13 protein-coding genes are annotated in these 12,431 nt (G+C 65.2%); 2 read left to right on the top strand and 11 right to left on the bottom strand.

Features of this window, described 5'->3' with window-relative positions; translation table 11 throughout:
- The first annotated feature begins 1 nt into the window (after nucleotide 1).
- Complete coding sequence (locus AC24YW_RS01815; RefSeq protein ID WP_487481096.1) at nucleotides 2-391, top strand: hypothetical protein; 390 nt, start codon at nucleotides 2-4, stop codon at nucleotides 389-391.
- A 207-nt stretch (nucleotides 392-598) separates the two neighbouring features.
- On the opposite strand, the gene AC24YW_RS01810 is transcribed toward AC24YW_RS01815, so the two are convergent.
- Together AC24YW_RS01810 and AC24YW_RS01805 are read right to left on the bottom strand one after the other, a co-directional pair.
- Nucleotides 599-1,300: a Crp/Fnr family transcriptional regulator gene (locus tag AC24YW_RS01810; RefSeq protein ID WP_487481095.1), complete on the bottom strand. Its 702-nt coding sequence runs from the start codon at nucleotides 1,298-1,300 to the stop codon at nucleotides 599-601.
- Between the two features lie 17 nt (nucleotides 1,301-1,317).
- Nucleotides 1,318-1,557, bottom strand: coding sequence for a hypothetical protein (locus tag AC24YW_RS01805; protein WP_487481094.1), 240 nt, complete (start codon nucleotides 1,555-1,557; stop codon nucleotides 1,318-1,320).
- Nucleotides 1,558-1,712: 155 nt separating this feature from the next.
- On the opposite strand from AC24YW_RS01805, the gene AC24YW_RS01800 reads away from it, so the two are divergent.
- Nucleotides 1,713-2,450 (top strand): Crp/Fnr family transcriptional regulator, encoded by a 738-nt coding sequence (locus AC24YW_RS01800; protein ID WP_487481093.1) that lies wholly within the window; start codon nucleotides 1,713-1,715, stop codon nucleotides 2,448-2,450.
- A gap of 10 nt (nucleotides 2,451-2,460) precedes the next feature.
- Here the strand turns inward: AC24YW_RS01800 and AC24YW_RS01795 are convergent, their stop codons facing one another.
- The 9 genes from AC24YW_RS01795 to lptF form a co-directional block, all read right to left on the bottom strand.
- Nucleotides 2,461-3,180, bottom strand: a complete 720-nt coding sequence (locus AC24YW_RS01795; RefSeq protein WP_487481092.1) for a Crp/Fnr family transcriptional regulator — start codon at nucleotides 3,178-3,180, stop codon at nucleotides 2,461-2,463.
- Between the two features lie 159 nt (nucleotides 3,181-3,339).
- The gene (locus AC24YW_RS01790; RefSeq protein WP_487481091.1) at nucleotides 3,340-3,576 is read right to left on the bottom strand and encodes a hypothetical protein; all 237 of its coding nucleotides are present in this window, start codon (nucleotides 3,574-3,576) and stop codon (nucleotides 3,340-3,342) included.
- Between the two features lie 72 nt (nucleotides 3,577-3,648).
- Entirely contained in the window at nucleotides 3,649-4,707 is a 1,059-nt protein-coding gene (locus tag AC24YW_RS01785; RefSeq protein ID WP_487481090.1) for an alcohol dehydrogenase, read from the bottom strand.
- A gap of 23 nt (nucleotides 4,708-4,730) precedes the next feature.
- On the bottom strand, nucleotides 4,731-5,588 hold the full coding sequence (gene rsmA / locus AC24YW_RS01780) for a 16S rRNA (adenine(1518)-N(6)/adenine(1519)-N(6))-dimethyltransferase RsmA (protein WP_487481089.1): 858 nt from the start codon (nucleotides 5,586-5,588) through the stop codon (nucleotides 4,731-4,733).
- On the bottom strand, nucleotides 5,588-6,625 hold the full coding sequence (gene pdxA / locus AC24YW_RS01775; protein ID WP_487481088.1) for a 4-hydroxythreonine-4-phosphate dehydrogenase PdxA: 1,038 nt from the start codon (nucleotides 6,623-6,625) through the stop codon (nucleotides 5,588-5,590). The genes rsmA and pdxA overlap by 1 nt, the downstream gene beginning before the upstream one ends.
- Nucleotides 6,625-7,560 (bottom strand): peptidylprolyl isomerase, encoded by a 936-nt coding sequence (locus tag AC24YW_RS01770; RefSeq protein WP_487481087.1) that lies wholly within the window; start codon nucleotides 7,558-7,560, stop codon nucleotides 6,625-6,627. Before AC24YW_RS01770 ends, pdxA begins: the two co-directional genes overlap by 1 nt.
- A 61-nt stretch (nucleotides 7,561-7,621) precedes the next feature.
- Nucleotides 7,622-10,111 carry an LPS-assembly protein LptD gene (locus AC24YW_RS01765; RefSeq protein ID WP_487481086.1) on the bottom strand — a complete coding sequence of 830 codons (2,490 nt, stop codon included), beginning with the start codon at nucleotides 10,109-10,111 and terminating at the stop codon, nucleotides 7,622-7,624.
- Nucleotides 10,111-11,208 carry an LPS export ABC transporter permease LptG gene (gene lptG, locus AC24YW_RS01760; RefSeq protein WP_487481085.1) on the bottom strand — a complete coding sequence of 366 codons (1,098 nt, stop codon included), beginning with the start codon at nucleotides 11,206-11,208 and terminating at the stop codon, nucleotides 10,111-10,113. The genes AC24YW_RS01765 and lptG overlap by 1 nt, the downstream gene beginning before the upstream one ends.
- The gene (gene lptF / locus AC24YW_RS01755; RefSeq protein WP_487481084.1) at nucleotides 11,205-12,371 is read right to left on the bottom strand and encodes an LPS export ABC transporter permease LptF; all 1,167 of its coding nucleotides are present in this window, start codon (nucleotides 12,369-12,371) and stop codon (nucleotides 11,205-11,207) included. The genes lptG and lptF overlap by 4 nt, the downstream gene beginning before the upstream one ends.
- Between the last annotated feature and the right edge of the window lie 60 nt (nucleotides 12,372-12,431).

Genomic DNA, 12,431 nt, shown 5'->3' with positions numbered 1-12,431 from the left:
CATGAAGAGTCCTCCGATCGTTCGCATTCTCCGGGTCCTCCTACTTCCCTTGATGGTGTTGGTCGCCTGGAATGTATCGGCCAAAGCACAACAACTATCTCTTGAAGTCGAGGAAGCAAGTCTCACAAGCACGATCGATAATCAGCAAGCGCTAAAGATCCGTCTCAATGAACATTCGAAGGCGGATTACGCAGAATTTTCCGCGCGACATGTCGGTCGAAAGATTGAATTCAGCGTTCATGGGCGTCCCTTGATGACTGCTCGCATGATGACCTCGGTTCTGGGTGGTGAGATTCAATTGGTGGTAGATCAGAGGGCAGCTCGGGATGAATTAGCTGCCAGCCTAGCTGCGGGAAAAGCGACCTTGGACGTGCGAGTTCTTGCTGAATGAGCCCAATGGAAGGCAAGTAAACCGATGGAGCCGCTAGCTTGGCTTCAAGATCGAATCGCCGATTTGATTGCGTGGATGTTTCCAGGAAGAGTCCGTAGGATGGGTTGAGCCCTTGCGAAACCCATCGCTCTTTGCCCGAAACGACGATGGGTATCGCTTCGCTCCACCTATCCTACGGCCGTGCTTGCTCGCCGCGTGGCGGGCCGCTCAGCTCAGATAGTCCGGCGTGAAATCCGCCAGCTGGCGCAGCTCGTCGGGCTGGAGCAGCTCGATCTCGCTGCCTTCCCAGGCGATCAATCCGCGGTGCCTCAGCTCCTGGATGGTGCGGTTGACGTGGACGATCGACAATCCGCAGGCGTCCGCGACGTGACGCTGCGTCATCGGCATCTGAAAGCAATTGTCCCTGACGAGGCCGACGACCTCCAGCCTCGCGGCGAGCTCGCAGATGAGGTGCGCGACCTTGGGCAGCGCCGCCTGGGCGCCGAGGCGGGCGATCCATCGCCGCGAGATCGCCGCGTCGATCAGCGTCGCGCGCCAGAAAGCGCGGGTCAGGTGGATCGAGCTGTCGAGCAACTGGCGGAGCTGGCTGTGCGCGACGGTGCCGACAATGGTCGGGCCGAGCCCCACGAGGTCCGAATCCATCGGCGGGACCAGCAGCGTGTGCAAACACGGCATGTCGCCGGGAACATGGAAGGCGAGGGTCTGGCTGCGATCGCCGACGATACGCGACTGGTAGAGGAAGCCGCTCACGACGAAGACACAGCGGCTCGCGGCCTCGCCCTGGCGCAGCACGATCTCGCCATCCGCGACCTGGCGCAGCGTGGACGGCAAGCCCGCGATCTCTCGGCGCTCGTCCTCGGACAGGCCTTCGATCACCTGGAGACGGGCGATGAATTTCGAATGTGGCATGAGCCTCGCGTGCCGCTTCAGCCGTCCCGCGGCACCGAGGCCTCGGCCAGGCGACGCGACAGTTTCGCAAGCGCCCAGTCGGAAACCGGCACGGAGCGGAACTCGCGGATGGCGCGGGCGAGTTCCTGATCCGACATCGGCCGGACCGACTCACCCAGCGTTCCCTTCAGCAAGGCGTCGCTAATGCTGTCCAGATGCTCCCCGGCATCGGACGCGAACAGGCGCCGGATGCGCTCCAGGAGAGTGGTGCTTTTCATGTGAAGGCCGGCTGGTCCGAATTCGGGGTATGGCGGGGCTGCGATCGATGCGTCGCAAGCCGGTTAGCAACCTGTGCTTCCGATCTGCGTTCTAGTCCGCTGAACGCAAGCCGGACGTATCATTTGATAGAACCGGCGCGATTTTTGGCGGCGCCATGGAAAAAGCTCACGACGTGCTGATACGGAACCTCTGCGAGCACACAGTGCTCGCAGAGGAGGATATCGCCGAGATCCGCGCGCTGACCTTCATGGTGCGCGATTTCGCACCCAATGAGGATTTCATCCGTCAAGGCGACGAACCCGAGCATTCCGCTCTGGTCGTCTCCGGCATGGTTGCCCGCTATCACCTCCTCGGCAGCGGGCGGCGGCAATATCTGGCGTTCCATCTCACCGGCGATCTTCCGGACGCACAGGGGCTGTTCATCGACCAGATGGATCACGGGCTCAGTGCGCTCGGGCCGGCGTCGGTCGCGTTCATCCCCCACCGCGAATTGTTCATCGCGTTCCGGCGGCGGCCGACCTTCGCCCTCGCGGTCTGGCGCGAGACGCTGCTCGATGCCGCGATCTTTCGCGAGGCCATCACCAACAACAGCGCCCGGACGATGCAGACGCGCATGGCGCACCTGTTTTGCGAGCTGTTCTACCGCGCCCGCGCGGCGCAGCTGGTGCGCGGCAATCGCTGCCGCGTGCCGATCAGCCTGGCGCAACTCGGCGAGACGCTCGGCATGGCGATCGCGACGGTGAACCGGACACTCGCCGATCTCAGGCGCAGCGGAGCGATGGATCTTCGTGACGGCGAGCTGGTCGTGCTGAAATGGCGCGAGCTGCAGCGGCTCGGCGATTTCAATCCGGCCTACCTGCACTTGAAGCGGCAGTTGCCGCGTCAGGCGTGATACGGAGGCATCAGGCTTCCGCGGCCGCCGCTCCACCGCGCACCTCGTCGAAATGCTTCTTCACCCAATCGTTGCAGCAGCAGGCTCCTGCTTCGAGCGCTGCTGCGTCGAGGATCAGGATGGCGCCGCGGCGGGTCGCGAGGATGCGCCGCGCCTTGAACATCTGGATGACGCGGCTGGCATAGCTGCGCGAGACGCCCAGCATGCCGGCGAGCTGCTCGTGGGTGAGGGGAATCTCGGCGCCGCCGATATGTTCCTGGGTGGAGATGATCCACTTGGCGGCACGCTGCTCGATGGAGTGCGCGGCGTTGCAGGCCGCAGCCTGCAAGAGCTGCGCGAACTGGCAGTCGGCGTAGCGCGCGAAGGCCCCCTGGAGCGTCGCCGACCTCTGCTGCGCCTGCTCGAGCGCGCGCAGCGGCAGCCGCATCAGCGTGCCGCCGAGCTTCACGATCATGCGCGAATAGGCCAGCGAAGGGCTGCGGCCGGCGGCGATGCCGACCGCACCCTCGCGTCCCACCAGCAGGCTTTCGACCTCCCGGTCGTCCTCGACCGGAACGGCGAACGACACCAGCGCGGGACCGCATGGAAAATGGACCGCGGCGACCTCGTCCCCGGCGTGATGCAGGACGTCGCTCGCCGCGAGTTCAACCGGCTGGAGGTGAGGCGCAAGCAGTTCGAAGTCCTGATGATTGAGCTGCCGGAGCAGATCGTTCTGGGGCCGACCGGTCACATTGTGTTCTCTTGGGCGGGCCGGGAATCGGCGCCAGCGGCAAACCTACGTTTCCGCGGCGGAACCGACGGTTCCAAAGTGCACACAACGGACGTTCGGGCGGTGAAAACCGCAGCAGGAGGTCATGGGACGTCCGCGGGCCCGACCGCAGCGAGGTCATCAGCCGCAGCGGGCTTCGCGATCTTCCGTCAATTGGCCTTGTGCCGCAGCGGCGCGATACGCGTCGATCGCCCTGTTGGCGAGCATCAATTGCCGGCGTTCGCCGGTTCGAAGCTGGGCCTCGATGGCGTCGAGCAGGAAGTTCGCGCTCGCGTCCGGCGGCCCGAGCTCGCCGCTCTTCTCGAGGCAGCTCCAGGCGATGAAGAATGCGCTTTCGACGGTGCAACGGATCGACATGCGCAGCCAACGCGGCGCGGCCGCAGGCGTTCCGTGCGGCGGGCGAGACTTGCGTTTGACCCGCCGCCGCGGTCAGTTCTTCAGCACGATGCGGCCGACGACCTTGCCGGCGCGCAATTCGTCGATCCATTTCTGCACGTCGCCCATCGGCTCCTCGCGCATCGGCGTCGGCTTGATCTTGCCGGCGCGGGCGAGCGCCATCAGCTCGTGAGCCTCCGCGAGCGTGCCGACCATGAAACCTTCGATGGTCATGCGCTTGTAGACCCATTGCACCATCGGCAGCGTGAACTGGCCGCCCATCAGGCCGGAGACCACGATCTTGCCGCCGCGCGCGGCGACGGCGACTGCGAACGCCATCGACTTCTCGTTGCCGGCGAAATCGACGATCTCGTCGAAGCCACCCTCGGTCTCTTTCAGGATGCGCTTGATCACGTCGGGCTCGGCCGGGTCGTAGGCGACGGCGGCGCCGTTCTTGAGGGCGGTCTCGCGCGCGGCCGGCGAGAGGTCGGCGACCGTGATCGGCTGCTTGAACATCGCCTGCGCGAACGACAGACCCATCATGCCGACGCCGCCGAGGCCGATCAGCAACAGATTGCGCTGGCGCGGACGGTCGACCAGGCGCTTGAGCGCGCCATAGGCGGTGACGCCGGAGCACATCAAGGTCGCAGCCTGGTTGACGGGCAGGGGATCGTAGTCGAGCAGGTACTTTGCGTCGGGGACCAGAACGTGTGTCGCGAAACCGCCGTCGATGGAGACGCCGAGGAACCGCTGCTTGACGCAGAGGTTCTCGTCGCCATTGGCGCAGTCGCGGCACTGGCCGCAGCCGATCCACGGAAACACCGCCTTCTTGGCGCCGACGAGGCTGGAGGGAACGTCGGGCCCGACCTCGTCGACGACGCCCGCGATCTCGTGGCCGAGCGTGAAGGGCAGCGTCATGCCGCGCGTGGTGTCGAGCTTCTTGCCGCCGCCGAGATCGGCATAGCCGTCCTGGATGTGGAGATCGGAATGGCAGAGGCCGCAGCGCTCGATGCGGACCAGGACCTCACGTCCCTGCGGCTTCGGCGTGTCGACGATGGTCTCGCACAAGGGCGCATCGAACTTGACCAGGGACTGCCGACGCATCAACGCCATTTTCTTTCCTCCGGAATTCTTGGTTACTCGGTTTCGCTGCGTATATCCGCCAATTCGCGCGCCATGGCAACAAAGCCGGAGATGGGAATGGTCTCGGCGCGCCGCGTCGCGTCGACGCCGGCGGCCTGTGCAAGCCGCGCCGGATCGACGCCGAGCGATTTCAGGCTTTGCCGCAGCATTTTCCGGCGCTGGCCGAACGCGGCCGCCGCGACCTGCTCGAGCAGCCGGCGATCACACGGCAGCGGCTCCGGGCGCGGCTTGAGGCGCACGACGGAGGAGGTGACCTTCGGCGGCGGCACGAAGGCGGACGGCGCAATGTCGAACAGGATCTTGGTCTCGCAGCGCCAATTGGCGAGCACGCCGAGCCGGCCATAGGCTTCCTCGTCCTCGCGCGCGACGATGCGCTCGCCGACCTCGCGCTGGAACATCAGCACCATCATCTCGTACCAGGGCGGCCACGGCTCGGTGGTGAGCCAGTTGACGAGAAGCTGGGTCGCGATGTTGTAGGGCAGGTTGGCGACGATCTTGGCGCGTTGGCCCGAGAGCAGCGGGCGCGGATCGAAGGTCATGGCATCGCCATGCACGATCTCGAGCCTGTCGGGGTAGCGCGCGGAAATATCCTGCAAGGCCGGGATCGCGCGCTCGTCGTGCTCGATGGCGATCACGCGCCTTGCGCCGAGTGCGAGCAGCGCCCGCGTCAGCCCGCCCGGGCCGGGGCCTATCTCGACGATGGTGGCATCCTCGAGCGGCGCCGCCGCACGCGCGATGCGCGCGGTGAGATTGAGGTCCAGCAGGAAGTTCTGGCCGAGCGATTTCCTGGCCGACAGCGCATGCTGGCGAATGACCTCGCGCAGCGGCGGGAGGTCGTCGATCGCGCTCATCAGTTCGTCGCAGCCGCCATGCGGCTAGCGAGCTTGAGCGCCGCGATCAGGCTCGCCGGATTGGCCTTGCCCGTGCCGGCGATGTCGAAGGCGGTGCCGTGGTCGGGCGAGGTGCGGATGAAGGGCAGTCCGAGCGTGACGTTGACGGCATCGTCGAAGGCGACGGTCTTGATCGGGATCAGCGCCTGGTCGTGATACATGCAGACCGCGCAATCATAGGTTCGTCGCGCCGCCTCGTGGAACATGGTGTCGGCGGGCAACGGCCCCCTGGCCTCGATGCCGTCGTTGCGCAGCGCTTTCAGCGCCGGGGCGATGATTGTCTGCTCCTCGTGGCCGAGCGAGCCGTCCTCGCCGGCATGGGGATTGAGACCGGAGACCGCGATGCGCGGCGTTACGATGCCGAAGCGGGACTTCAGCTCGGCGGCGACGATGCGGACGGTCGAGACGATCAGCTCGCTGGTGAGCTCTGCCAGCGCATCGCGCAGCGAGACGTGGATGGTGACGGGCACCACGGCGAGCTTGGACGACCACAGCATCATCACCGGCTGCGGCACGCGGCCGTTCTCCGCGGCGAGCTCGGCGAGGAATTCGGTGTGGCCCGGATGACGGAAGCCGGCGCGGTAGAGCACGCTCTTGGCGATCGGGTTGGTGACGACGGCGCCGGCACGGCCTGCGCGCACGTCGAGGACCGCCTGCCGGATCGAAGCGAGCGCGGCCGGCGCGCTGGACGAATCGGGCTTGCCGGGCTCGGCGGTGGCGCGCTCGCCGGTCGCGACCACCGGCAGGGCGTCCGTGAAGGCGGAACCCGCTTCACTGGGGCTCACCGCGGCGATCCTGATATCGGCGCCGAGCGCCCTGGCGCGGCGCGCGATCAGGGCGTCGTCGCCGAGCAGATAGAAGGCTGGCAGGTTCAGCTCGCCCCGCCTGAGCCAGGCCGCGATCGTGATGTCGGGGCCGATGCCGGCGGGCTCTCCCAGGGTGAGGGCAAGGGGCTTGGTTGCGGACTCGGTGGAGGGCTCTGAGAAGGGCTTGGCCATCAGCGGTTGCGATATTCGATCATCGCCGCCTTGCGCAGCTCGTCGAGATAGGCCTTCTGCGTCTTCTCGTACTTCTCCTGATACATCTTCTCGCGGACCTCACGCTTCTTCGGCGTGTCGATCATGGTCGGCTTACGCGAGCACAGCACCACCATCTCGATGCCGTTCTTGGTCATCTCGGGCGCGGTCAGGCGGCCGATCGGGGTGTCGTCGAGGACCTTGCGCAGCGGCTCCGGCAGCTCCGCGGTGGTCTTGGTGACGGTGTCGCGGATGGTCGCGTTCGGGGTCGAGCGGAACAGCGAATTGGCCTCCTCGCAGCTCCCGACGCGGGCGCGATAGGACTCGGCTTCCTTCTTGCGGGTTTCGAGGAACGCCGCCGACGAGCCGCGCGGCACGATCAGCACGATCGGCTGCATCTTGTACTCGGTGCCCTCGATCTGGAGCTTTTCTCCGGTCTGCGCCTGCACGGCCTGCGCGACGTCGCGCTCACCGACCAGCAGCTTCTCCTTGAAACGGCCGCGCACGAGGCTGCCCCAGACCATCTCGGCCCTCATGCGGCTCTTCAGCGTCTCCGGGCGGACGCCCTTGGATTCGAGCGACTTGGTGAGCTGATCCGGCGTGATGCGCATGCGCTGCGCCATGCCGTCATAGGACTGATTGATGTCGGAGATGCTGGGATCGACGCCGTACTTCTTGCCTTCCTTGATCTTGACCTTGTCGTCGATCAGCACGTTGATGACCTCCTGCCGGCTCGGGGTCTTCTGCGTCGACAGCTGGTCGAGCTTGGTGCGCTGCTCGATGTCGAAATCGGTGATGGGATCGCCGTTGACCATCACGACGATGTTTTGCGCGCGCGATGGCGAGGGCAGGACGGCCAACATCAGCCCGGCACCGATGGCGAGAAGGAGGCGGAAGACAGGCAATGGCGTCGTCATGATGTCGCTCGCATGTCGGCCGCGTCGAGATAGGGCAAACGCGGCCGGCACTTCAATCCATTCACTGGAGGCCGGCGGAACTGCTGGACGTCGACGAGTTCGCCAGCGTGCGCAGGCCGATTTGGAACATGAACGCATGGCTCAGCGTAGGCGGTGCGGTGCCCGCCGAATAGCTATACGAAGTTACGTAATTCGCCGCCAGCACGAAGCAATCGTCGACATAGCCGGCACCGAGCACATATTGGTTGATCTTGTTGGCCTCGAGGTCCCAGCGCGCCGAGCCCGACACCACCCAGTTGGTCGCGACCTTCAGCGAGCCCGTCGTCAGGATGCCCTCCCGGCGGGTCAGGTAGCCCAGCCCCGGCTGCTCCGCGTAATTGCCGTACAACACGCTGACCGACCAGCGATTGAAGTTGGCGCGGCCTTCCGCCTCGAAGCGCTGCACGTTCCAGGTCTGCTCGTCCATGCGGGAGCGGACGCTGAACGTGTAGGTGCTGTTCGGCGAGTAGTTGGCGCTCGCAACGTAATCCGACCGCGGCTTGTCGAGGCCGGAATCGCGGCCGGTATTGATGGCATCCTGCACCGTGAAGGAGTTCAGGCCGAACAGGTGGTAGGACTGGCCAAACAGCACCTTGACGGCGCCGCCCCTGTCGAACTGCGTGGTGGACTGCACGCCGACATTGGCGCGGCCGCCGCCCTCGACGCGATCGTAGCCGGAGAACTTGTCGACGCTGAACAGGTTCGAGGCGTCGAACACCATGCTCTGGGCGTCCTCGTTCGGCAGCCTGCCGGCATAGGTCTCGTTCGGCCGGATGATGATCTGCGCGATCGGCTCGAGGGTCGTCGAGCCCCACGGCTGAACGTTGATGAAGGGATAGCGGTACTCCAGGCCCACGGTCGGCATCAGGCGGAACGCCTGGGTGTCGCCGACGGGCAGGTAGTTCGACACGCCGGGCTGGTTGGAGACCGAGGACTTGATCGCGTCGGCGCGCAGGCTCGCGAACGGCGTCCAGATCTGGCCGAACGGGTCGGTGAAGGATTTGCGCCATTGCGCTTCGGCGGTGAGGCGGGTGTAGGTGCCGGGGAAGCCGCGCAGCAGGCACTGCGAGGGCATCCGCGCCAGCGGATCGGCCGACGCCGTGGAGCACAGGCCGTTGGTGTTGGCGAGCGTCGTGATCGGGTCGAACACCGCATCGTCGCGCGACAGGTTCACGAAATTGGTCTTGTAGCTGAACTCGCCGCCGAAGACGGGATAGTTGAGCACGTTGGAATAGTCGATCACGGGGTAGACGATCGGCACCTGGCTCTGGTTGCCCGAATAGCTCAGCCAGTACATCGTGCGCGCATCGAAGAAGCTGCGGTTGCCGACGCCGGTCAGATAAAGCTGCGACAGCGCTTCCGTCGGCAGCAACAGGAACGAGCCGAGCGGATCGCGGTACTGATAGAGCCGGTAGTCCGAGAAGAAATAGTAGTCGGACATCAGCACGCCGTCCCAGCCCCAGACCCATTTGTCGTTCAGTGCGAACTGACCCTTGGTGTCGATGGCGCCGCGGAACTCGCGGTCGCCGGGCAGCCCGGTGAATGCTCCGGGATCGAGCTGGTTGATGCCGTAGGCGCGGATCTGGTACGCGCCGTCGATCAGGCGCTGGCGGAATTCGGCCTGCAGCAGCACGCCTTGCCGCGACAGGAAGCGCGGGGTGATGGTTGCGTCCATGTCGGGGGCGATCGCCCAGTAATAGGGAACCTCGACGCCATAGCCCGATCTGTCCGTGCCGGAAATATAGCCCGGCATCAGGAAGCCGGATTTACGCTTCACGGTCGGGTCGGGCGTCGAGAAATAGGGCATGTAGGCGAGCGGCACGCCGAAGAACTCGATCTGTGCCGTCTCGAAATACAGCATCTTCTCCTGCTGGTCATGGATGATGCGGGCACCCTTGACCTGCCACAGCGGCGGCTTCTTCGGATCGTCCTTACACGGTGCGCAGGCCGTGTAGACGCCGTTCTCGAACACCGTGTAGTTGCCGCTGGAGCGGTCGGCGCGGCTTGCGGCCATGCGGGTCTGGTCGGCGGTGTCGACGCGCAGCGAATCGACGAAACCGTCGCGGTAATCGTCGGAGAGATCCAGGATCTCGGCATAGGTGATCTTGCCGTCGGCATCCGTCATGCGGATATTGCCTTCGGCATGCAGCCGCTTGGTCTTCTGGTCGTAGATGACCCGGTCGGCCTCGACGCTGGTGCCGTTGTAGAACAGCTGCACGTTACCGACCGCGGAAACGCGCGAATTGTTGTAGTCGTAGTCCACCTCGGTGGCCTGAACCAGCATCTGGTTGTCGTTGGGAGCCTTCGGCGGCTTCGGACGCGGCGGCAGCGGATTGTAGGTGAAGCTCTGGGCCTGCGCCGGCGCCACCGCGGCAACGTCGATCAAGCCGCCGAGCGAAGCAGCCGCGACGACGGCAATCAGGAGCCTGCGGACGGACAAGCCGCACCCGTTCGCGCGCACCCATGTGCGCCGCGTCAAACGAGACACGAGCCCTCGGCGGACGGCAGTCACTATCCGTCCTCCTGATAGAGCAAGGCCAAAAAGCCGGTGAGGCCGCCCACCACAACGGGCAACCACGCCGCAGCGATCGGATGCATCAACTCAGCCTTGCTCAAGTCCTCAGTTACTTTCGACAGAACGTAGAGCAGAAAGCCTGCGCCCACGCCACTCAAAACCATCTTCTGCACGCCGCCCATCCGGAAGAAGCGCAACGACACGGAGGCCGCGAGCATCACCATGGCTGCGAGCAAAAACGGCTGTGCCAGAAGCTTCTGATACTGGAGTCGGTATCCGGCTGTCGCGAAGCCCGAGCTTTCGGAGGAGCGGATGTAGCTCGGTAGTTGCCAAAAGGACACAGTCTCGGGGGTGGAAAAGCTGTTGCGGACCTGCGCCTCGGTCAGCGTGGTCGGAATCTCCAGGGTGGCCTGGTCGATCGGCGGTCCGTCCAGCGAGAAGCGGCGGACGCCCTTGAACAGCCAGCGGCCGGCATCCAGCGTCGCCTCGCGTGCCTCGACCCGCTCCTTGAAGTGCAGGTCCTGGTCGAACCGGAACAGCGTCAGCCCGGTGAGGCGGATGCCTTGTTGCTCGCTGCGCGCCGCATTGATGATGGTCTGCCCGTCGCTGGTCACCTGGTTGAGCCAGAAGCCGGAGGCGTCCTGGATGCCGCCACCGGGTGCCGAGCCGAACAGCTCGGCTTCCATGCGCTTGGACAGCTCGCGCAGATTGGCCGACATCGGATTATAGGCAACGGTGGCGATCACCCCGATCAGAAGCGCGCTGCCGAGCGCGGGCGAGATGAACTGCCAGGCGGAGATGCCCGCGGCGCGCGCGACCACGAGCTCGAGCCGGCGGGAGAGAGCGAGATAGCAGGTCATTGCGCCGATCAGCATGCAGAACGGCGTCAGCTTCTCCAGGAGCTGCGGCACCCGGAACAGCGAGGTCTCGGCGACCATGATCGCGGAGGCGGATGCAAGGCCCGAGGTCTTGCGCACCATCTCGATGTAGTCGACCAGCACCAGCAGCACGAAAATGCCGCCGAACACGCCGAGCGCCGCGACCACGAAGCGGCCGGCGAAATAGCGCCCGAGTGTGTTGGTGAGCATGCTCATGCGGTGGCCGGACGTCCGAACAGCCGCGCGATCCGTGCGTTCGACCTGTTGATGGCCTCCATCAGGCCGGGAGGCGGCTCGACCACGACGCCGCGGATGATCATCCACAGCCCGACGCCGATCGCGCCGAAGACCATCGCATATTGGGCCAGCACCGGCCCCGGCGACTTCACGGCCATCACCGAGCAGGCGAAACCGGCCATGCGCAGGCCGAACACCGCGACGATCGAGGAGGCGATCGAGAAGTTGCGGCTCTGGCGGGTGGTGCGCGGCGCTCCAAGAAAGGCAAAGGTCAGCACCGCAAAGGCGAAGGGATAGATCGGCGCGAGCAGGCTGTCATGCAAGGCCGCGCGGAATTGCCCTGGAATCTGCTTGTAGACGGGATCGTTGTCGGATGGCGAGAACAGCTCCCAGAGATAGCGCTCGCGGATGCCGAGGGTGACGTCGCGGCCCTTGGCGAATTTCGACATGTCGAAGCCGTAGCGGCCGAAGGCCACAAGCGCCGGATCGCGCTTGCCCGCCTCGAAGCGCTGGAGATTGCCGGTCTCCAGCACCAGGAACGAGCCGGTCTCGTTCTTCACGACCTCGCCGTGCTCGGCGACGATCGAGACGCGCTCGTTCGGATCCCGGCGGTCGTCGATGAAGATGCCGGCAAGGATGCCGCCCGGCAGGCGTTCGCGAATCCGGATCGTGAGGTTCTCGTCGATCCGGGCGAAGCGGCCGGGCTGCAGGATGTTGGTGAGCACGTCGGCGGTGATCTCGGCATCCCATTGCTTGATGCGCCGCATCCCGTCCGGGGCAAGGTAGGCCGCAATGAAGGCGACCAGCAGCGCCACCACGCAGGTGGCGTAGAAGAACGGAAAGAACAGCCGGATCGGCGAGAAGCCGGCGGCATTCATCACGATGATCTCGGAATCGGTCGCGAGCTTGTTCAGCGTGTGCGAGATCGCGATCATCAGCGCGATCGGCGAGATGATCAGGACCAGGGCCGGGATCACGAGGCTGGTGATACCGAGGAAGGTGAGGATGGTCTGACCCTGGCTCGTCATCAGGTCGATGCCGCGCAACGCCTGCGTAATCCAGATCACGCCGGTGAGGCTGACCAGGACCAGCGCGAACGACGCCAGCGTCGTGCGGAAGATATACCTATCGATCGACCCCATGCGCTACCGCACGAACCCACCAAGTCCCCAATTTCGGCCGGAATTCCGGCTGCCCGACCA

It is taken from the genome of Bradyrhizobium sp. USDA3516 (genome assembly GCF_057651995.1).
This window is presented reverse-complemented; position numbering and strand designations above follow the sequence as displayed.

What these genes read in the sequence shown, in the direction of transcription:
- pdxA (WP_487481088.1), bottom strand. Translation starts at nt 6,625, where the DNA reads ATGGCCAAGCCCTTCTCAGAGCCCTCCACCGAGTCCGCAACCAAGCCC.
- AC24YW_RS01810 (WP_487481095.1), bottom strand. Translation starts at nt 1,300, where the DNA reads ATGCCACATTCGAAATTCATCGCCCGTCTCCAGGTGATCGAAGGCCTG.
- AC24YW_RS01785 (WP_487481090.1), bottom strand. Translation starts at nt 4,707, where the DNA reads ATGGCGTTGATGCGTCGGCAGTCCCTGGTCAAGTTCGATGCGCCCTTG.
- AC24YW_RS01790 (WP_487481091.1), bottom strand. Translation starts at nt 3,576, where the DNA reads ATGTCGATCCGTTGCACCGTCGAAAGCGCATTCTTCATCGCCTGGAGC.
- AC24YW_RS01770 (WP_487481087.1), bottom strand. Translation starts at nt 7,560, where the DNA reads ATGACGACGCCATTGCCTGTCTTCCGCCTCCTTCTCGCCATCGGTGCC.
- lptF (WP_487481084.1), bottom strand. Translation starts at nt 12,371, where the DNA reads ATGGGGTCGATCGATAGGTATATCTTCCGCACGACGCTGGCGTCGTTC.
- rsmA (WP_487481089.1), bottom strand. Translation starts at nt 5,588, where the DNA reads ATGAGCGCGATCGACGACCTCCCGCCGCTGCGCGAGGTCATTCGCCAG.
- lptG (WP_487481085.1), bottom strand. Translation starts at nt 11,208, where the DNA reads ATGAGCATGCTCACCAACACACTCGGGCGCTATTTCGCCGGCCGCTTC.
- AC24YW_RS01805 (WP_487481094.1), bottom strand. Translation starts at nt 1,557, where the DNA reads ATGAAAAGCACCACTCTCCTGGAGCGCATCCGGCGCCTGTTCGCGTCC.
- AC24YW_RS01815 (WP_487481096.1), top strand. Translation starts at nt 2, where the DNA reads ATGAAGAGTCCTCCGATCGTTCGCATTCTCCGGGTCCTCCTACTTCCC.
- AC24YW_RS01800 (WP_487481093.1), top strand. Translation starts at nt 1,713, where the DNA reads ATGGAAAAAGCTCACGACGTGCTGATACGGAACCTCTGCGAGCACACA.